Annotated in this window: 15 protein-coding genes; 7 read left to right on the forward strand and 8 right to left on the reverse strand. The window is 44.6% G+C overall.

What is annotated here, in order from left to right; translation table 11 throughout:
* Positions 1-68: 68 nt before the first annotated feature.
* From PQQ36_RS01815 to tesA, 3 genes are all read right to left on the reverse strand, one after another.
* Positions 69-1985, reverse strand: a complete 1917-nt coding sequence (locus tag PQQ36_RS01815) for a bifunctional diguanylate cyclase/phosphodiesterase (protein WP_045598421.1) — start codon at positions 1983-1985, stop codon at positions 69-71.
* Between the two features lie 172 nt (positions 1986-2157).
* Entirely contained in the window at positions 2158-3360 is a 1203-nt protein-coding gene (gene fabV, locus PQQ36_RS01820) for an enoyl-ACP reductase FabV (RefSeq protein ID WP_045598423.1), read from the reverse strand.
* 78 nt (positions 3361-3438) lie between these two features.
* Positions 3439-4041 carry a multifunctional acyl-CoA thioesterase I/protease I/lysophospholipase L1 gene (tesA, locus tag PQQ36_RS01825; protein ID WP_043877511.1) on the reverse strand — a complete coding sequence of 201 codons (603 nt, stop codon included), beginning with the start codon at positions 4039-4041 and terminating at the stop codon, positions 3439-3441.
* On the opposite strand from tesA, the gene PQQ36_RS01830 reads away from it, so the two are divergent.
* The 3 genes from PQQ36_RS01830 to PQQ36_RS01840 all read left to right on the forward strand — a co-directional run bounded on the left by PQQ36_RS01830 (position 4040) and on the right by PQQ36_RS01840 (position 8925).
* Entirely contained in the window at positions 4040-4717 is a 678-nt protein-coding gene (locus PQQ36_RS01830) for an ABC transporter ATP-binding protein (protein WP_225464338.1), read from the forward strand. The two genes, tesA and PQQ36_RS01830, sit on opposite strands and share 2 nt — an antisense overlap.
* Positions 4689-7160, forward strand: a complete 2472-nt coding sequence (locus PQQ36_RS01835) for an ABC transporter permease (protein WP_225470265.1) — start codon at positions 4689-4691, stop codon at positions 7158-7160. The genes PQQ36_RS01830 and PQQ36_RS01835 overlap by 29 nt, the downstream gene beginning before the upstream one ends.
* A gap of 319 nt (positions 7161-7479) precedes the next feature.
* A complete protein-coding gene (locus tag PQQ36_RS01840; RefSeq protein WP_225470266.1) occupies positions 7480-8925 on the forward strand; it encodes an FAD-dependent oxidoreductase in 1446 nt (481 codons plus the stop codon).
* Positions 8926-8938: 13 nt separating this feature from the next.
* Here the strand turns inward: PQQ36_RS01840 and PQQ36_RS01845 are convergent, their stop codons facing one another.
* The 3 genes from PQQ36_RS01845 to PQQ36_RS01855 are packed head-to-tail and all read right to left on the reverse strand — an operon-like array spanning position 8939 to position 11322.
* Complete coding sequence (locus PQQ36_RS01845) at positions 8939-9874, reverse strand: biotin-dependent carboxyltransferase family protein (RefSeq protein WP_225470267.1); 936 nt, start codon at positions 9872-9874, stop codon at positions 8939-8941.
* On the reverse strand, positions 9871-10554 hold the full coding sequence (locus tag PQQ36_RS01850; RefSeq protein ID WP_225470268.1) for a 5-oxoprolinase subunit B family protein: 684 nt from the start codon (positions 10552-10554) through the stop codon (positions 9871-9873). The genes PQQ36_RS01845 and PQQ36_RS01850 overlap by 4 nt, the downstream gene beginning before the upstream one ends.
* 9 nt (positions 10555-10563) lie before the next feature.
* Positions 10564-11322 carry a 5-oxoprolinase subunit PxpA gene (locus PQQ36_RS01855; RefSeq protein ID WP_273660275.1) on the reverse strand — a complete coding sequence of 253 codons (759 nt, stop codon included), beginning with the start codon at positions 11320-11322 and terminating at the stop codon, positions 10564-10566.
* 149 nt (positions 11323-11471) lie between these two features.
* Here PQQ36_RS01855 and PQQ36_RS01860 point away from each other — a divergent pair, with 149 nt between their 5' ends.
* Together PQQ36_RS01860 and PQQ36_RS01865 are read left to right on the forward strand one after the other, a co-directional pair.
* Positions 11472-12059, forward strand: coding sequence for a YfiR family protein (locus tag PQQ36_RS01860; RefSeq protein WP_131070309.1), 588 nt, complete (start codon positions 11472-11474; stop codon positions 12057-12059).
* A complete protein-coding gene (locus tag PQQ36_RS01865) occupies positions 12047-14035 on the forward strand; it encodes a diguanylate cyclase (protein WP_225470269.1) in 1989 nt (662 codons plus the stop codon). Before PQQ36_RS01860 ends, PQQ36_RS01865 begins: the two co-directional genes overlap by 13 nt.
* 284 nt (positions 14036-14319) lie before the next feature.
* Here the strand turns inward: PQQ36_RS01865 and PQQ36_RS01870 are convergent, their stop codons facing one another.
* Entirely contained in the window at positions 14320-16485 is a 2166-nt protein-coding gene (locus tag PQQ36_RS01870; RefSeq protein WP_130191117.1) for a TonB-dependent hemoglobin/transferrin/lactoferrin family receptor, read from the reverse strand.
* 228 nt (positions 16486-16713) lie between these two features.
* On the opposite strand from PQQ36_RS01870, the gene PQQ36_RS01875 reads away from it, so the two are divergent.
* The gene (locus PQQ36_RS01875; protein WP_011081246.1) at positions 16714-17601 is read left to right on the forward strand and encodes a LysR family transcriptional regulator; all 888 of its coding nucleotides are present in this window, start codon (positions 16714-16716) and stop codon (positions 17599-17601) included.
* Between the two features lie 48 nt (positions 17602-17649).
* Here PQQ36_RS01875 and PQQ36_RS01880 read toward each other — a convergent pair whose 3' ends face one another.
* Positions 17650-20328 (reverse strand): bifunctional acetate--CoA ligase family protein/GNAT family N-acetyltransferase, encoded by a 2679-nt coding sequence (locus PQQ36_RS01880; protein WP_040110767.1) that lies wholly within the window; start codon positions 20326-20328, stop codon positions 17650-17652.
* 224 nt (positions 20329-20552) lie between these two features.
* On the opposite strand from PQQ36_RS01880, the gene PQQ36_RS01885 reads away from it, so the two are divergent.
* On the forward strand, positions 20553-21128 hold the full coding sequence (locus PQQ36_RS01885; RefSeq protein WP_011081248.1) for an SPOR domain-containing protein: 576 nt from the start codon (positions 20553-20555) through the stop codon (positions 21126-21128).
* Positions 21129-21198: the final 70 nt, after the last annotated feature.

The raw sequence follows: 21198 nt of genomic DNA on the forward strand, positions 1-21198 counted from the left end.
CGTAAGAGTAAAGCAACTATATGGTGTGTGGCGTCTGCTTGTCGAAATAATCCCTAAAAGCGATGCAATTATGTGTGATACGCGAAGCGAGGGGTGCCTAAAAAGTTCTGACTGTATAAGCCTTGAACAAATTCACTGCCAGGCATTGGCTTGCCATACAGAAATCCTTGGCCAATATCGCATCCTTCGCGGATCAAGAAATCCTCTTGTAGGTCGGATTCGATGCCTTCCATCACCACCTCTAAATCGAGCTTTTTAGCCACATGGATAATTGAACGGATGATCTCTTTGTCTTCTTCCGACTTATCAATATGCTGAACAAAACTCTTATCAATTTTGATCGCATCGAACGGATATTTTTTCAAATAACTGAAAGAGGCGTAGCCAGTACCAAAGTCATCAAGTGACAATGTCACTCCTAGTTCATGCAACCGCTCTAAGGTAGCACGTGCCACCACTTCATCACTGATCAAACCGCTTTCTGTTACCTCAAGTTCAAGATATTGCGCCGGAAGTTGATAGGCGATGAGCAACTCCTGAACTTGCTCAGCAAAGAGGGGATTTTTAAGTTGAATCGCACTCACATTCACCGCTACTCGAAAATGTTCCACGATCGCTGACCACTCTTTTGCTTTTTCGATCGCAGAGCGTAATACAAACGCACCGACTTCAAAGATCAGCCCATTCTGCTCAGCCATATGAATCAGGGCTTCATTGGAAATGTCCCCCAAAACAGGGTGGCTCCAACGTAACAACGCCTCTGCGCCGATCCACTTATGCGTTTGAGGGCAAACTTTCGGCTGAAAATAGAGCGTTAAATCGTCGTTTCTTACTGCTTGCAGTAAGTAGCTTTCGATTTGATTGTGGTGAAGTAAGGCATCTGCGTGAGTTGCCGAAAAATATGCGTATTGCTGGCCAGAATCTTTGCTCAAAACCATGGCCTGATTGGCATGCCTTAACAGTTGTTGAGCACTTTCGGTTGTTGAATCCGCCACCGCTAAACCAATGAATGCGTGCAAATGCGCTTCGCTTTCGCCCACTTTAAAGCCTCGTTGTCCGGCATTGATGATCCGGTTAAGCAGGTTGTCGAGGATATCAGTAACGTCATCCGCACGAATCGCGATCACAAGATCATGCGAGCTTGGGCGGCCAGTAATGGAATCGACAGATTCAATGACACCGATTTGGTTACGGTAGATTTTCAGCAAATCATCCAATAGGGCAAACCCATATTTGGTTTGAATTGAACGGGCATTGGTGAATCCGATATGGATCACTACCAAACTGGAATCCCCAAGATGCCATTCGTCTAACATCCTCTGTAAATGCTGCTCTAACGCGCATCGATTCAGAAAGCCTGTACCGTGGTCATGATGTTTCTGATAGTGCGCTTGCTGTTCTGCGGCTTTTCTACGGTCAATTTCTTGGTTTAAGCTAAAACTAAGTTGAGCAAGATTGGTTGTACGCTTATCAACTCGTTGTTTTAGCTGTTCGTTGAGGCGCAGTAATTTTTGATGTTGGTAGACCACAGACAGTTGCGCTTCTATCGAAGTTTGAAAACCAGCGAGCAATTCTCGATATGTTTGGCCAAAGTTGTTTTCTTTGTCATCGAGCATACAAATGGTGCCAAACACCTCACCATTTGGCCAAAGCAAGGGCAAACCGCAGTAGGCGATCATTCCCAATTTAATATCGGGATTGTGATCCCACTCCTTGTCGTTTAGAGCGTTAGGCACCAGCAATTCCGTGTTGTCTTCAATCACGGTTTCGCAGTAAAGACCATGGCCTAGCGATTCGCTATCTCCTTGATGATAAGGGTTTAATGAACTTTGACTGGAGGAAAACACCTCAATGTGTTCGGGTTGGATACGCATAATCAATGCGGCGGGGACATCAACGATATACGCCAATAGGTTGACAATTCTCTGCCAACTTTCTTGCATTGCTTCTGGAATCTCATAATCCAACGTTCTGTATTTTGCCATTGAGCAAACATCCTTGTTTGAATGAGCTTTGAGCTCATGTTTTAAATTTATAATGACGGCAAACATCCTTGTTAGTATAGGGGCTAGAGTTAGCGTTACCCAAAAAAAAGTCCCGAAATCGTTCGGGACGGGTAAATAAAAGATTGAATCTCAATAATGGAACACTGTGTGGCTAAGGCGTTAATTTCAAAATTGTTTGTAAGTCAATGTCTTGTGAATAGTCGACTTCTTCAAATCCGAAACCATTGAGCTGTAAAAACTCATTTTTAAATCCTTGGTAATCACCAATTACTTGGAAGTTATTGGCATCCATTTTTTCTAGAATCTGGTTCACTTTATTTTGAATATGTGGTGCCAGTTCCCAATCATCCATCCGGACCAATCGCTCACCATCAACGCTGATGTGGTCTTGCCCATAAAACTTCGTTGCGAATAAGCGCTGCATTTGCTCAATGCATCCTTCGTGGCATTTTTCGTCTTTCATCACTCGATAAAGTGCGAGCAGGTAAGGGGACAATGCAGGAATAAATACACTGGCTTTCGTCACCAATGCCTTACAAACCGTGGCGTACGCTGCGCCGTCAAAATTGGCCAGTTTCAAGTTCAAAGAATGGCTAGTTTGATGAAGGTCGATCTTTGCACGCCCTAAGGTACCATCAAGGTAAATTGGATGAGTAATTTCAGGCCCTACATAGGAAAACGCGATGGTTTGGCATCCTTGAGCAATGGATTCGGCATTAATAAGCGTGTCGATCCAGCTTTCCCAATCTTCACCGCCCATGACCTTAATGGTGTGCAATGCTTCTTCTTCTGTAGCCGATTCGAGGGTGGTATCTATCCAGCGATCATGCTCTAAGTCGAGCGATGCTCCGGTCACTGTTTGGCCAATAGGTTTAATCACACTTCGCCAAAATTCACCCGGTTGATTTGGTATCGGTCGCATGCCTGTTGCGAGGCTGTAGATAACGAGGTCAACCTCACCTTCGAAATAGGTTTCGATCGCCTCAATCACTTGGGTACGAGTTTCGGAAGCAAAAGCATCACCAACAATATTAATTGCAATACGGCCTTCTTTTTCAGCTTCACGTTTAAAAAAAACATTGTTGTACCAGCCCGCGCTGCCTGTTCCTTTTTCAGAAGGGCCTCGTTCAAATGAAACACCGATGGTGTCTGCTTGTGCACCACCAAAAGTTAGGGCTATCCGAGCGGCAAGGCCAAAACCAGAAGACGCACCGAGAATAAGGACACGTTTAGGTCCTTGTGAAATCTGTGGTGCATTTTTAACAAATGCTATCTGTTTTTTTATTGCTGCTTCACAACCAAAAGGATGAGCAGAACGAGCAACAACGCCTTGAATAATCGGTTCTATACGCATGCACTATTCCTGATTCGGGGAGGATTGCATTAGGCTAACGTAAAGAAACGTAAAATGATTTGAGCTAGGCCATTAAAATCAGAGATGTTTGTAAAACGTTTTTGCAACAAATTGAGCGATCCAAGGCTGAGCTTCGGGCATTGGATGTAAGCCATCAGGCATCATCCACTCCGGTTTGACGATCACTTGCTCTAAGAAAAACGGCAGGAGTGGCACTTGATGATGTTCGGCAAGCGTAGGATAGAGTTCAACAAATGCATCGGTGTAGCGCTTGCCATAGTTCGGTGGGACACGAATTTGCATCAGTGCGACTTTAGCGTCTGAGGCTTTGCTTAATTGAATCATTCGCGAAAGGTTTGAAGAGATCACTTTATGTGGAAAACCTCGCAAGCCGTCATTGGCCCCCAGCTCAATAAGCACCCAGTCTGGTGAGTGCGTTTTTAACAACTCAGGCAGACGAGATAATCCATTGCCGGTTGTGTCTCCAGAGATACTGGCGTTGATCACTTCTACGTTTTTTCCGTATGTATTCAATGCTTCTGGTAACAAATTAGGCCAAGCCTGCTCTGCAGACATGTTGTATCCTGCACTTAGGCTGTCACCAAGAATTAACACTTTCTCGGTTGCGTGTGCGACGTTTGAAAGGAAAAACATAATAAGTAAGGAAAACAATCTGACCATGCCATCTCCAGTAATTAAAGCGGAATCCGTTAGTAAACAAGTCTCTACTAATAATGAGCAGTTAACAATCCTTAAAAATGTAAATGTTGTCATTGAAGAAGGTGAAAGCGTTGCGATTGTCGGTACCTCTGGTGCCGGTAAGTCTACTCTGATGACGCTTCTGGCTGGTTTAGATGTGGCGACCTCCGGTGGCGTCACGTTGTTAGGACAAGCATTATCTCAGCTCGATGATGAACAACGAGCGCAAATTCGTAGCGAACATATTGGTTTTGTGTTTCAGAGTTTTCTCTTAATCCCTAGCTTAACAGCCCTACAAAATGTCACGTTGCCATGTTTGTTAAAAGGTGAGGAAGAAGACCACGAGCGAGCCAAAGCGCTGTTGGCCTCGGTAGGGCTGGCTTCTCGTATTCAACATCTCCCAAGCCAGCTTTCGGGTGGCGAGCAACAGCGCGTTGCCTTAGCTCGCGCATTCATGACTCAACCTAAAATTTTGTTTGCAGATGAACCAACCGGCAACTTAGACCAACACACCGCAGAAAAAATCATCGATCTGTTATTTGAACTGAATCAACAACATGGTACGACGTTAGTGCTTGTGACGCACGACGACAATCTGGCCAGGCGTTGTCAGAAGGTCATTAAAATGGATGCTGGCCAACTTGTTGGAGAGGGGTAATATGATTAAGTACTCTCTCAATCGGAGGTTAACCCTTTGGAGCCTCGAAGAGATTCGGCACGGTAATTTGTGGCCAATAAGCGTGGCGTTGATTCTCATCATCTCGTCTGTTTTTGCGTTGTCCGCGCTGGCTACTCGCATGGAACAAGTGATTGTTAAGCAGGGCAAAGATGCGTTAACAGCGGACACCGTTTTCGTTTCTGCCAATCCGATACCGCAAACGCTCGATCTGGCCATCGCAGCGCAAGATGTGCAAGCCTCGAAAATGACTCGTTTTGCGACTATGGCGTTTAGCGACAACGAAATGCAGTTAGTCACCGTAAAAGCAGTTGAAGAAAGTTATCCACTGCTCGGAGAGTTGGTTTTATCTCGCGGCGAAGAGAAACAACGACACGTCAAACCAGGAGAGCTTTGGCTTGATGGTCGAGTTATGGAAAGATTGTCGGTCAACGTGGGTGACGTTGTCACCATTGGTGATGCCAATTTTCCGGTCACTGGCGTGATAGAGGCGGAACCTGGATTAAGTTTTAACCCGTTCCAACAAATGCCTGCGGTTTACATTCATCAGTCAGACGTTGATAAAACGGGTGCGATTCAAGTAGGTAGTCGAGTTCAATATCGCGTCTATCTGGTTGGTGAAAGGCCGTCGTTAACCACGATTAAATCCGCTGTAGAGCTCAGCCCAAGCGATCGTTGGCGAGACCAAGAAAATGCGGATCGCTCTAGCGAAGTGTTTGAGCGTACCAGCCAATACCTCTCTCTAACGGTTGCGATTGTCATCATTATGGCAGCCACGACTTTGGTGCTGACTTGTCAAAATTACGTTGTCACGCGAAAGCAAACCATCGCGATGTTAAAAAGTATTGGCGCGCAACGCGGCTGGATTATTCGCTGGTTGGCCATTCAATTGTTACTGCTGTTTCTTTTTGCCGCGCTGGTTGGTTTACTCATCGGGCTGGGGCTTGAACAGCTATTGAGAATTCCACTCAAAGATCTGCTTCCAGAACCATTGCCTAGCTTTGGTGTTGAGCCGTTCTTGGTGTCATTAGCAACGGCTTTTTGTATTGCTGTACCGTCGTTGGGGATCCCGCTTTCATCATTATTGAAAACCTCGGCTGTTAGCGTGATGCAACCCGATGACGGTTCGCAACAAAAAATAGGCAAAAGTGGGTGGCTGGTTTTGGTTCCTGTGGTGCCGATGTTAGTCAATTACTACAACAACGTAATGGTATGGGTTGTTTTAGCGGCAATTTTGATTCTATTTGTGGTACTCGCTGCCTTTGGACTGTTGGTCAGTCGGGGGCTGATGCGTTTTCCTTTGGCCACGCCGATTAAGCTCGCATTAAGCCGGATAAATCGCTCTGCATTGGCGAGTGGCTTGCAATTGGGGGCATTTGCACTTTCTTTGATGTTGCTGGCGATCATTTGGCTAGTTCGGACTGATTTGCTACTTGATTGGCAACGTACATTACCTGCGGATGCGCCCAACGTTTTTGCGCTCAATATCGCTGACTATGAAAAAGAGAGCTACTTAAACGCACTGGATGAAAATCAAGTGTTACGCTCTGAAGCGTATCCCATTATTCGTGGACGCTTTACCGAAATTAATGGTGTCGACGTCCAACAAGATCAGCAACAAGGTCGCCAAGAGCGAAGCGATGCGATCAGCCGTGAGCTCAACCTGACGTGGTCTGATCAGCTACCAAACTATAACCAAGTGTTGCAAGGTGAATGGCAAGCCAAAAATGCGGTCTCAGTAGAATCCGAAGTTGCCAGTGAGCTGGGCATCAAAATCGGCGATGTACTGACGTTTGTGATCAACAGTCAGCCTATTAAGGCAACCGTCAATACAATACGGAAAGTAGAATGGCGGGACATGAAGCCAAACTTCTATTTCATCTTCTCAAACGATGTGATGGCAAACATGCCAGGTTCATACTTAGTGAGCTATCGAATTGAAGAAAATCAGGGCGGGATTCTTAACCAACTCTCTCGTCAGCACCCAACAGTCAGCGTGCTTGATATTCGGACTATGGCGACGAAAATTCAAAGCCTGATCGAGCAAATTGTTTGGTCGATCTCGATACTCGCCATTTTGGGAGTTATTGCCGGCGTTATGCTGATCTTTACCTTGCTCCGGTTGAGTTTATCGCAGCGTCAACAAGAAATTCGTTTGTATCGTACGTTAGGTGCATCGAAAAAGCGGGTAACTCAGACGATCTGGGCGGAATTTGGCTTGATGGCCATCATTGCGAGCTTGGTGGCAACACTCGGTGCAGAGTTGGCCGTCGCAGGCGTTATGCACTTTGGCTTCGAGCTCTCCACTCAAATTCATCCGCAGTTATGGGTAATGCTGCCACTGTTGGCGTTACTGACGTTGTTCGCGGTTGTCTTAAGTTTAATCAAGCAGTTATTGACGCCTGTTAACAACAGTTACGCCTAATTGCACACTTCACTTATCCCAGTTATCCACAAAATCAGTGGATAACTTTTGGGATAAGTGAATGCCCAAAATAGTGCAATCTTTGCCGAGTCGTTGAGGCATCTGAGTTAGCGAAGAGGGGTTATTCACAAATCAAATTTATTTAAGAATCAACATAATCTCGTCAAGCTTTTTTTGCGAAAAATCTTTTGTCTTCGTCGCTAAAAAATAAAGCGAATAAAAAAGCGTCAACCGCCAGTAACCTCAGGGAATTTGTGATTTTATTCACGCTCGAACAGGGGTAGAATCTGACGTCAGAATTCATAGTGATAGTTTATAAATGAATAAGTTAAATACGCCTAATTGCGATACCCATATCGCAGTCGTCGGTGGTGGTGTAGCGGGTGCTACAGCGGCAATACACTTTTCTGAACTCGGCTATAAAGTCACGTTGCTCGAAAAAGGGCCATCGTTGGTTAATGGTCCACCTATCTGTCATTTGCACGCAGGTGGTAATTTGTATCGTGAAATTTCGACCGAACAATGTATTGAACTGCTCAGGCAGTCCATCGAAAGCGTAAGACTTTTTCCTCATAGCATCAATATTCGTCCTACGGTCATTGCGATTCCGCATTCTGATGACGGCGAGCCAAACGATCTTCTTCCTCGTTTGGCAGCGGTCGCCACCGAATACAAAGCACTTGTTGAGCAAGATTGCCGTAACCAAGTACTTGGTAAGCCTGAAGACTATTACAAACTCTACTCACGCGATCAATTGGCAGCATTAGCGTCAATGACTCAACCAAAGAATCCGCGTTCGATGGATGAATGGATGATTCCGTTTGCAAAACACGCAGACTTAAACAGTCTCAAGTATCCCGTGGTTATGGTGCAAGAGTACGGGTGGAGTGTCTTTAGGTTGTCAGCCATTGCAAGTCTAGCTCTAGACAAGTTTCCTGCAACCGAGGTGCGATGCAATAGCGAGTTGCGGACATGTCAATGGGACGGCAAACAGTGGCAACTGACTTGTTCCAATACCTCTCAGCCGCTCACGGTTGACTACTTGGTGAATGCCTGTGGATTTGAAACCGGGACGCTGGACGATCATATTGGCGTGAAAACACAACGCTTAGTGGAATTTAAGGCGGCTTATGTCACCCAATGGCCCAAGTGTAACGAAGAATGGCCTGAAGTGATTTTTCATGGCCCAAGAGGCACGCCACAGGGGATGGCCCAATTGACACCTTACGGCGACGGTTATTTTCAGCTGCATGGTATGACACAAGACATCACCTTGTTTAAAGACGGTTTAGTCAGCAGTGAAGAAGGCTCATCTCAACCTCGTTTGCCACTGCAATATGTGAAAAAAATTCAACAAGGCTGGAATAAAGAGATTCTCATCTCGCGAACCCAAGGTGCGATTGAACATATGAGCCAATTTGTACCTACATTTTCTAACGCACAAGCCGCTGGCAAGGCCTTGTTTGGTGCTCAGCAAATCCCAGGTAATGACGTCACTTTACGAGCTGCAGATGTCTCGTTTTCAGCAAACAACTATGCGTGCATAGAGATAGTGAAAGCATCGTCAACGTTACAGGCAGCGCAGAAAACCGCCCAACATTGGTTTGGTGTAACACCGTCACTTGATATTGAGGGGCAACACCCAGTGACGCTGACATTGAGTCCACAAGAGATTGAAGAGAAAGCAATTGAACTGGCTCAATTACGTGGTTATCCCGTCGCTCTTGCGAAAACGACGGGAGAAGGGCTTTATAAAAACCTGTAACTTAGAGGCCAGATTAATAGCCAAAAAATCTGGCCCATTGGCACCAAACGTCTTGTAAGCCTTCACGATCACCTTTAATAAAACGGACTTCCTGACCCGGTTTGGCTTGAGCCAAACGTGGAAGATCAATACGAGCTACACAGCCAATTTTCGGATAGCCCCCAATGGTTTGATGATCGTTCAACAAGATGATGGGATGGCCATTGGGGGGAATTTGAATCGCGCCCAAAGTAATACCTTCAGACAAAATCCCGCTGTAGGGCGGCGTAATTTTCCCATCAGCCAATCGGTAGCCCATTCGGTTGGAATTTGTGTCCACTTCAAATCGGGTTTGATACAAACGTTCTCGCTCATGATCATCAAAATCATCTACTTGGAACCCTTCAATCACTCTAAGCTTAAGAGGCAAGTTGTAATCCGGTTTAAAACGAAAGGTGAGTGCGCGAGATTTTTGTGTTGGCAGTACATGGGGATTGAACGCTAAGTAATCGTCCGCTTTGAGCGCTTCGCCATTGGCCGACAAACCACCAAGGTGATCGCGAACGACCGTACTGCTACTGCCAAGATGGGGGGCAACATCAAAGCCGCCTTTGACAGAAAGGTAACTTCTTAGGCCGTTTTTGGGTAAGCCAAACATCAGAATTTCCCCTTTACGTGCAACGAAGTCGCTCCAATTGTTAAGCGGCTGGCCATTCAGCGTGGCTGACAAATCACCTCCGCAAATTGCCAAATGGCAATCACTCATCACTTCAAACGCAGTCTGGCCAAAGGTGATTTCGATAGAGCTACAATTGACCGAGTTACCGAGCAAATAGTTTGACCAACTGTAAGCGTAATCATCCACCGGTCCGCCTTGTGTCACGCCAGAATGCGCTAAGCCAAAACGGCCAAAGTCTTGAATTAAACTTAATGGGCCAGCTTTAATGACTCTTAATCCTGTTTCGCTCATAGCATCCCTCCTAAATTCAAAAATTCTTTCTCAGAGATGGCTTTAAACGCGACAGTGTCACCAATATTAAAAGGTGTAATCGGAATATGGTTAGGTTGATAAACCTCCAGTGGCGTTCGACCAATGATGTTCCACCCACCAGGCGTTGCGCTTGGGTAAATGGCGGTTTTGTTGTCTGCAATGGCGACGCTTCCTTTTGGCACTTGTAGGCGAGGAGAGCTAAGGCGCGGAAGTGAAATGCGCTCATCCACATCCGAGAGGAATGCAAAACCAGGTGTAAAACCAATCGCAGAGACGGAATAACAAGGAGTGGTATGGAGTGAAATTAAGTGTTCCAAGTGAACGCCTTTTTCGACAAACCGAGGCAGATCTAACGCCGTTTCTTCACTATAAAGGACGGGAATAACATGGTGTTGTGAAGAAGTGGCAACCCTCTTATCGGCTATCTCATTCAGTAATTTTTCGATTGTTAAAATGATGGAGACTTCATCAAGTCGAAAAGGCAAATATTCTACCAGAATCGTATGATAGGCTGGGACAACATTCATTACTGCCATTTGAAGCTGCTGACCAATGGCTCCAGCATATAAACCTATTTGTTGCTCGGAAATCGCATCATCAAAATGAAGCATCAATGCACATTCGGCAACTGGGGAAATTGTGAACCATTTATTATTCAAAGTTTCTCCTTACATTTTGGCTATCGCTTGGCTAATTCGTTGCACTAAGGCGATGGATTCTGGATTGTCGCCATGCACGCAAATGGTATCGGCCTCCAAAGACAATCGAGTGCCATTGGCGGTATTGACACTGCCGTATGTCGCGATTTGTAGCGCCTGATTATAAATGTCTTCGGGTTGATGATAGACCGCATTAGCTTGGCTTCGAGGCGTGAGTTTTCCGTCCTCTTGATACTGGCGATCGGCGAATGCTTCGAATAGCAAAGGAACATCATAAATGTCAGCGATATCGAGGTAACGTTGGTTGTCGCTCGTGGCAAGAATCATCAAAGGGATGCCAAAAATCGATACCGCTTCGCAAATCGCGCGAAAAATTGCTTCACTCTCCATCATATCGTTATAAAGCGCACCGTGTGGCTTTACGTAATGAAGAGGTACATCGTGGTATTGGCAAACCGCTTTTAAGGCTCCTACTTGGTAGAGCACGATCTCGCTGATTTGAGCTGGTGTATGTGGAATAGAGCGTCGACCAAACCCAACCAAATCTTGATATCCAGGATGAGCGCCTATTTTGACCTTGTAGTGTTTTGCCAATGCGACGGTTTTCGACATCACACTCGGATCAGAAGCGTGAAACCCACAAGCGATATTGGCCATGTCAACCCAAGGCATCACTAATTCATCGGATCCCATCTTCCAATTTCCAAAGCTTTCGCCCATGTCGCAATTTAACGTTACTCTTTGCTTATCCACTATTATTTGAACCATCCTTGCTATTAATTTACTTAAGTTGGCTGAAAACGCGCTGAATGGCAATGATCAACCTCATCCTTTATCAATTGAACAGTGGTATTAGGGGGATGTCGAAGCGTTTCGCACCTATTTGTAACCTATAGAGCAAAAGTTGATAGATATCTATGAAAGCCAATTTATTGATTAATCACCTTACTCGCCATCCTAAATATCATTATTTGTTGATTTCTCGTTCATTTTTTCATTTTTACGTTGCTTTGCTCACGCTAGCATTATTGCTCTGTTTTCAAAAAGTATTTGCTTCCGAAATTCCATCCGAATCACAACTCAAAGCAGCTGCAATTTATCGAACCTCTCACTTTGTTCGTTGGCCAGATAGATCACCAGACGAGCCGATACGTTTTTGTATTAAAGGCGATAAGAAAGTGCAACAAGCATTAGAAATGATTCTAGAGAACAAGCAGAACACATCTCGTCAGTTCCTCATAAGCAACAACCTAAAACAGTGTGACTTTATCTACTTTCATGAAAAAACGCGTTTTCAGATACTGAAAGCACAGACCAATACCACGGTGACGATAAGCGACAAGAAAGACTTTTTGAAGATAGGTGGCGTGGTTGAACTGACAATAGCACAAGGGCGTGCAGCGATAGGAATATGCCAAAGGGCATTGCAGGAGAAAGATTTTACCGTTGATGCTTCGCTCATGCGAATCGCCGATGTAAAGGAGGCTAAAAGATGTGTTCGCTAAAAAGCCTTTCCATCAAAAATAAATTATTGTTGCCCATTTTGCTGTTCGGCACGCTGATTTTTCTTATCGCACAAGGTTTTCACTTTTGGGCGAGTTACGAAAAAGATCAACAGTTGCAAAACCATAGAATCTCTATTCTTGCTTACGGCGCAGCACAAAACTTACAGGCTTCCGTGTTATTCAACGACCAAAAAGTGATGCAAGAGATTCTAGATTCGTTTTCTATCGATCCGAGCATATTGATTGTTGAACTTCGTTCTCTTGAAGGTGATGTGCTTGCTCGTTACCAGCGTGACGTGCCTGTTAACGTCGATAACCACGTTTTATCTCTTCCATATCCTTTCGAAACCTATATAACCTATAGCCAACGAATAGACGTTGAACAAAATGCGATAGCGACGCTCAGTATCACCGCATCAACTCAAACGCTTGAACAAATGCTCACGCGGCTACTCGAAAGTAGTGTGGTGTTTTTGGCCATATTACTGCTTTCCGGAAGTACTCTTTATTTGATTGTGCAAAAAGTCGTGATTGACCCGGTGTATAAACTCAATGAGTCAATGCAAGATTTGGTTGAAGGACGAATAAAGGGTGGGTCACTGGAATCTCAGTCCAGCGATGAGATGGGGGAGTTGGTGAACGCCTTTAATGCGATGAGTCAGCGCCTTGCTCTTCGTGACAGCCAAGTGCATCACACGCTCGATCGATTGGAACACGAAAAAGCATTTGCAACGGATGTGATTGAAGCCGTTCAAACCGCGTTGTTAGTTGTCAATGAACATGGCGATATATTGCACCACAATGCTGCTGCACGGATGCTATTTCAATCAGACGCACAACGTATTGCGCAACACAAGCTTTCCGAACTCATGCTTTGCAAAGAGCCTTCGTTCGTCGCCAATGCGTTGACTAGCAAGAGTCCATTAGAGGAACGATTAGTTGAATGCAGGCTACCAACAGGCTCCAAATTACTGGTCAAAATTTCAACACGGATATTAAGCAAGAGGAGGGCGACCCTATTTTCAATTCAAGATGTAACGGAAATTGAAACCGCGTTGAATCGTCAGCGCATCGCTGCTGGTGTATTCGAAAACAGCCAAGACGGACTTGTGGTACTTGATCATAACGGACTCATCACCATGACAAACCCGGCTGTGACACGAATGCTGGGCTATCCACAGGAAATTCTCATTGGGAAGTCATTATTAAAAGCGTTTGACTGGCAACAAATCCAAACCATTATGCCAACCATCCAAGAATCGCTGGAGCATTACGGACAGTGGCAAGGTGAGGTGCTGGAAAAACACTACAATGGCAATTTAATACCAATGTTCGCCAAAGTGAGCCGAATTTCTAAAAAAGTCGGTGTTCAAGAGGTGTTTGACATGGTGATTATCCTCTCGGATCTGTCTGGCGTAAAAGAAATGGAAAGACTGGAGTATTTAGCCCACCATGATGCATTAACGGGCCTTGCAAATCGTGCCAAATTGCATCGTACGCTAGAAGATGAATTGAAGTTGTGCAACTTTACTCACAGCGAGTTTGCTTTACTTTATATGGACTTAGATGGGTTTAAGTTCATCAATGATACCTTTGGTCATGACGCTGGCGATCATGTGTTAAAGGTTGTATCAGAACGGTTACTTAACGAAGTTCGTAGTGGCGATTTAGTCGCGCGATTATCGGGTGATGAGTTCGTTCTTTTGATTAAGCGGGCAGATAATCATTCCGTCACTTTACTGAGTGAACGTATTTTAGAAAGCTTGCGCCAACCCATTGAGTATTTGAATCAAACGATGCAAGTTGGTTGTAGCATTGGCGTTAAATTGGTAGGTCCACAAGAGAAGGATATGGAAAGGATCTTAAAAAGCGCTGACACCGCAATGTATAAGGCTAAGAAGTCTGGCAAAGGGCAGGCGATTTTGATCGGCTCTGAGGTCGGAGAGGCATATTTAAGCGACGTTACTTCGGAATAAACTTTGATCTAAATCGGAAATACCGCAACTTTTGAGCAAATCGCTCGCATCTTGTTGATGAACTGTTACAATTAGATGGAATTTAATTTGTGATAAAAAATTTGTTTCTCTTTGAGGATCCTATGGAACTTGCTCTAATTGTTGCTTTTATCGTTGCTTCTGTTGTGATGGTAAAAAAAGAAATGTCAAAACAATAAGTTATCATTCATCAACTTTTTCTCTTTGTACATTTTTGAATGAAACTTAAAAAGCCAGCAAATGCTGGCTTTTGTTTTTGTCGTTGGTTAGAACTTGTAGTCAACGCTGACAGCCCAATTTCGCCCAGGTTGTGAGAACATATCTTTGTTGTTACTTGACGTAATGTCTCGAACGTCTTGGTATGTCCAATACTCTTTATCAAAAACGTTGTTAATACCAGCACGCAATGTCAGATCGGTGATTGGTTTATAATATACAGCGATATCCATAACACCATAACCAGCGCTGTCGAAGCTATCCTCGTCAGACCAATCGTCCTTACTATCCACAAGCGTTACATTCGCTATACCACCAAAATTTCGATTGTGATTATCGTAGCCAAGACCTATCACCGTAGTTAATGGTGCGACCGAATCCAAGGCCTTACCTGTCGATTTATCTTTACCTTTGGCGTACGAAATCGTTAGCTTGCTGTACATACCTCTCGGCGCATTTATCGCTTCATCAAGTAAAACATCGGAGCTAAACTCTAAGCCCTTAATCTCAACGCGATCTCGGTTCACGATGGTGAAACGCTCTTTGTTTGGATCGATACGTTCTAGATCTTGTTCATCAATAAAATCTTTGTACTGGTTAACAAAACCAACAAGTTCAATGCGAGCCCAGCTATTTTTTGCTCTCAGGCCAGTTTCATAAGAGGTACTACGTTCCGCTTTTAAGTCCGGATTTGGGACAAAGTCCGCACCCGTATTATACTCATAATAAAGTTGTTCAACCGTTGGGGCTTTAAATCCCTGACTAACTTGCGCGAAATTACTGATGTTGGCGTTGTAGTGATACACGGCCCCGATCTTTCCAGTAATGGCATCACTGCTATTTTTGTCACGCTTTGTCGTTGCACTGGCGGAATACTCTGGTGTTGTTTCAAACGAGTCGTATCTCACACCAGCATTAACCACAAGAGACTCATCCAGCAAGAATGCATTGTTTTGGATAAACAGTCCATTTTTTACCGTTTTCGCGTTGGGAACCGTTGTGTTTGCTGGTTTTGATGTGTTGTTGTCATGAAAATAGTCAACATTGTTTAGCGAAAAGTCAGTATGTTGAAAGTTCAAACCATACGTAATCTCATGTGTCGAACCATCGAGCACTAAGAGTTTGTCAAATTGAGCATCAAACTGAACCGTTTCTTCTTTGGCGATTCGTTCTCGTGTTCTATTTCCGCTGTAACCGACTTTACCCGTATGATCAGTGATATGAGCAAAGTTGCCGTTAATTGATTCACTCACCTGAAAATTAAGTGCGGCACTAGATGAGTCAAATAAAACAGCGTTACCATTGAAATCATGAGTTAAACCCACTCGAGAACGAGTTGCTTCATCATTGTTGCGTGAATTTGAATACGTAATGCCAGGGGTAGGACCGAAGTTCAGCGTGTAGTTGCCGGATCGGTTATTTTCGTCATATTCGTGTTTATATTGTTCATAAACTACGCCTACACGATTGTGCTCACCAATATTGAGATAGGCTTTCGCCAAAAGATTAGACAGCTTTTTATCCGCCGGATTAGCTGTTCCACGCATTGAACCATCAATATCCGCATCATCTGAGTACGTTTGCAGCTCATTACCATCCGCGTATGTACCTATAACAATCGTCTCGAATATACCTCTTCTCATTGCCCAAGTAAGTGTGTTTTTAAATTGTGTATCGGCTGAGAAATAGCTGGATTTGATGCCGAAGTGCGTACCATCGCCTTCATTTAATACATCGGCAGGCTGCTTGGTACGGAGTACAACAGTACCACCGAGCGCATCAGAACCATATAGGGTAGAAGATGCACCTTTATTGATTTCAATTGAAGTAAGCGTATCTAATTCAACAGTATTTGGATAGATAGCTTGAACGTTTGCGCCTGGGTTGAAAGGAGTAACTTGTGAGACACCATCCACGACTACTTTAACTCGGCTTCCTTCCATTCCACGAATATTGAACCCCGAAATTCCAAATCGACTCGATGTTGTTACATTGACACCGGGGGTGTAAATAAGGGCATCATGTAGGTTTTTGGCTAACTGAGCGTCGATATCGTCAGAGGAAACCGTTTCTATAGAGGAAGATACGTCTTGCTTGCTTTGTTCTGTCCTCGTTGCAGAAACAACAACTTCATCAAATAAACCAGCATCTTGTGCTTGTACTGGCGTAGCGAGAGCGAATAGTATTGAGGCTGAAAGGAACGTTCTGTTGTACATTTTTACTACCTTAAATCCATAGTAGGCGAATAATCGTCGCTATGATATTGGATGCTAATGATAATTACTATCATTCGTAAAAATATTTTTAACCATAGCTCTCATGTCGTTCCGTGTTTCTTAAAATGAAAAATTGCAGAATATCAATACGATATACTGAGAATGATGAATTTATAACGCCACTTTACAAAATTCACATCTGTGATCTTGATCACCAAAGGAGTTGAAGTGCAAAGCCCAATAACCTTGGAAGCATTACATATCTTAGATGCCATCGACAGAAGAGGGAGTTTTGCTTCCGCTGCCAATGAGCTTGATCGCGCTCCTTCGTCTTTGAGTTATCAAATTCAAAAGCTTGAGCAAGATCTAGACATCATGATTTTTGATCGTTCTGGCCACAAAGCGAATTTCACAGACGCTGGTCGACTTATCTTAGAACGTGGCCGCACGATTCTCGCTGCAACAGAAAAACTTGTTAACGACGCGACACTGCTAGCCAATGGTTGGGAGCTGGATATTTCCATCGCATATGATGGCATTATCGGTATTCACCATTTTTTTTCGCTTGTAGATGCGTTAGGGAACGTGAGTAAAACCAGAGTCAGATTACAGGAAGAAATTCTTGCAGGCTGCTGGGAATCCCTTCAATCCGGCAGGGCAGATTTGCTCGTGTGTCCAAAACTAGAAGTCCTGCCACATGACGTGAAAGCAGACACCATTGGAAAAATGAGTATGACTTGGGTGGCGGCACCCAATCACTACGTCCACAAACGAAGTGGTGAGTTTAATGATACAGCAAGAGAGAAGTATCGCATTATCGCTATCGCCGATACTGCACGTGAGCAACCGGCTATTACGGTCAATATCATCCAGAAACAACCGAGATTAACCGTCACTAATCTTCAAGCCAAAGTTGATGCGCTTGTCACTGGCCTCGGAATCGGCACACTACCCACAGATATCGCAACTCCATTGATCGAAGCAGGCAAGCTCAAGGAAATCGAAGGTGCAGAGCAGCAACATCTAGAGATCATTCTGGCTTGGAAGCGCAACCAAATGGGAGAAGCGAAATCCTGGTGTATTCAATATTTGAAGAAAAACTGGAAGCTAAAATAAACGTTGATGTGAAGAAAGCGGCTTTGACAGCCGCTCTCGTCGATCCGCTCAGGGATTCAGTGGCAACACCATATCTGCAACGCCATCTTCAAATTGGATATCCAGGCTAAAACCAAGCTTTTGAGCCAGCGTTAACATGCCACGATTTGTTGGCATGGTCATGCCAGTCATCTTCTTCGTGCCTTTCTGACGACAATAATCAATGATCTTATTCATCAGGACTTTTCCTAAACCTTTGCCTTTTAGATCAGAACGAATCAATATCGCAAACTCCGCCTCCGTATTTTCAGGATTAATCAAGGCTCGCGCAACGCCAATGATTTTTGCCTCTCCGGATGAAAACGATACGGCGACAAAGGCCATTTCTCGGTCGTAATCTATTTGGGTCAGATTCGCCAAGGCTTCGTGATTAAATTCACCGACATCACTGAAAAATCGCTTATAAAGATCTTCTTTGGAAACATTATTGATGAACTCAGCGTGCGAAGGTTCATCCTCAGGCAATATCGGCCTTAGTAGAATGGGTTCTCCATCTTTCAGTTGCATGGTTTCTACAAATTCAGCAGGGAAAGGGCGTATAGCAAGGCGCTCTTGACCGTGGCCTTGGTAGTTCTCTAAGGTCAGATCCGCGTCCAAGATGGTAAAATGCTCGCCATTTGCCAGAACTGGATGAATATCCAGTTCTTTAATCTGCGGAAGCTCAACCACCATTTGAGAAATGCGAACCAAAAATTTTGCCAGTCCAAGAACATCCATTGGTTCAGGCAGTTTTTGTAGGCGTATATGGCCTTCTTTAATCGCGCGCACAATCTGATAGCGTGCCAGCGTCATATTTAGAGGCGGTAACGCTGCCGTTGCATCACGAGCTTCGCTCCATTCCGAACCTCCTTGACCAAGTAGAATTACTGGACCAAACACTTTGTCCGTTATGACTTTTACGCGAATTTCTTCCCCTCCGGCAAGTTTAGCCATGCCTTGGACCAGTAGCCCATGTATGTTGGCGCTAGGGTAGGCAAGTTTTGTACGATCGAGAATAGCGTCAGCCGCTGACGCTACTTCTTGGCTATTACGCAGATTCAGCATGACGCCCTGGACATCAGACTTATGTGCAATGTCAGGAGAGCGCAACTTCACCGCAACGGGATAACCGATTTGCTCGGCAATATGCACGGCCTCGGAGGTATCACTTGCAATCCAGGTCGGCAAAACATCAAAGTGGAACAGCTTTAACAAACTGCCCAATTGGTGGGTATCTAGCTGGGCTGTTTCTTTATCCACTAAATGCTCTGAAACCCACGCTTTCGCAGCATTGACGTCGGAAACGTGCAATGGTTCTGCGGTTGTCGGCGTTTCCATCAGTTGTTTCTGATTGCGGCGGTATTCCACCAAATGCATGAAAGCCACAACCGCGCTTTCTGGTGTTCTATAAGTTGGTATTCCCGCTTTAGTGAGTATCATGCGGGCTGGCTTTGCAGTTTGTTCACCAGACCAATTCGTTAATATATTGAAACGCTTGTGTCGCGGATGACTCTGTATTGCATCGACAATCGCTTGCGCTGTTTCTACGGAGTCTGAAACCGCAGAAGGGCTATGCATAATCAGGACTGCATCTGCACAATCACTATCAAGGATGGCGTTAATAGTTGCAACGTAACGTTTTTTATCCGCATCGCCCACAATATCAATAGGATTATTGTGGGACCAACTACTTGGTAGATGCTGAGAAAGCATCTCTATCGTTTCCGAAGATAAGTTGGCTAACTGCCCACCTCGTTCAAATAGTGTGTCGACGGCCATTAATGCGGGCCCCGCACCATTAGTAATAATGGCAAGTCGCTCGCCTCGCAATGGTACCGAATGGGTGAGGGTTTCTACTGCTGCAAACAGTTCGTGTGTGTTGTTGACTCGAAGCATTCCCGAGCGTCGGATAGCTGAGTCATAAACGATATCAAGTGTATCCGCGCCCGATTTATTTAATGCTCTTCGACCAAGAATCGAACGTCCGCCTTTCAAAACGAGAATGCGTCGATTACGCGAGGCTGCGCGGGCTGCAGAAATAAATCGTCGTGCATCAGTGATTGAGTCAACATAAAGCAAGATGGCGTCGGTTTTACTGTCTGTCGAAAGGTAATCAAGCAGTTCGTCGAAATCGATGTCGAGACCATTACCAATCGAAACAAAAGCGGAAAAACCAATTTCTTTGTCATTGGCCCAATCCAAAATTGTTGTACACACTGCGGCAGACTGAGAAATAAATGCTATCTTTCCCGGCTTTGCCGTTACAGGAGAGAAGGAGGCGTTAAATTTTTGCCAAGGTAGGATCAAACCAAGACTGTTTGGTCCAAGCACTCGCATATTACTTTCGCGCGCAATGCGCAAACACGCATCGGCGACAGACTGATCGTCTTGATGGGGGTAATCTGTATCTGACGCCAACACTATGACAAACTCAGTACCAATTTCTGCCAGTTGTTTAAAGAGCGCTACATTGCGCTCTGAGCGAGTACACAGAATAGCAATGTCGGGGACAAGCGGCAGTTCAGTAACAGAGGGGTAGGCGAGAACACCAGCGACAGATTTGTATCTTGGCGTGACCGGTATAATCGTGCCATCAAACCCACTTTGAAGCAGGTTTTTCATTACTATGTTACCTGCACTTAAGTGACGTTGTGACGCACCAATAACCGCGATTGAAGTGGGTTTAAACAGTTTCTGTAGCTTATGCACTTGGCTTTCTCCCTGCTTCGTCGCATGACCTTGTGGAGTTCATCATAAACAAAATCGTCGATAGTGAAATGTTTATAAATAGAACTATGCTTACAAAAACAGCACGCCGTATGTAGATTGTGTAATAAGTCACATGTTCTAAGCGGATTATTGACATCTAGGCTTGATTCTCTGCATCGCTATCGGCATGATTTAAGATAAATTTTTTAAGAGTTAGTCATTCCATGAAAAAAGTTGCCATTATCACTCTTTCTGTTTTGCTGTCTGCTTGTGCGTCAGATAACTACGTTGCTAACGTAACGACCGAGAGCCACCGCGAAGAATTTAAAATTGAACCTATTCCCGAGCCTTTGATGGCACAAGAAGAAACCGTTCAAGAGGTGAGTATTCCGCAGCAAGTGGTTAAAATGGAGCCACAAACTGAAGAGAAAAAAGTCGTTAAACTCAGCCCTCAGTCCGAAACCACCAAAGCAGTGAAGATAGTCCCGCCGAGCAAAAAGCAACAAGACAAAATGCAGCGTTTTGGTTACACGGTTCAAGTTGTTGCTGTCGGCTCTCAAGCAAAAGTTGACTACTTTGCTTCTAAACTGCCTAAAGACGGCCAGCCTATTTGGGAAAACTATAAGATTGTCAATGGTACTAAATGGTTCACAGTATTATATGGTGACTTCGCAACAAGCACTGAAGCAAAGAAAGCCATTGCACAATTGCCCCAAGAGTTTAAAGAATTGCAGCCTTTTGTAAAAAGCATTGATGCCATCAAAAACTCTGAATACCCAACACTCAACAAACTAAACTAAGTGACAACGACATAAAAACGAAAGGAGCCTAGCGCTCCTTTCGTTTTTGTACAACAACTAGTCATTCAGT

Source organism: Vibrio sp. CCUG 15886 (assembly GCF_028570825.1).
Lineage (GTDB): Bacteria > Pseudomonadota > Gammaproteobacteria > Enterobacterales > Vibrionaceae > Vibrio > Vibrio vulnificus_B.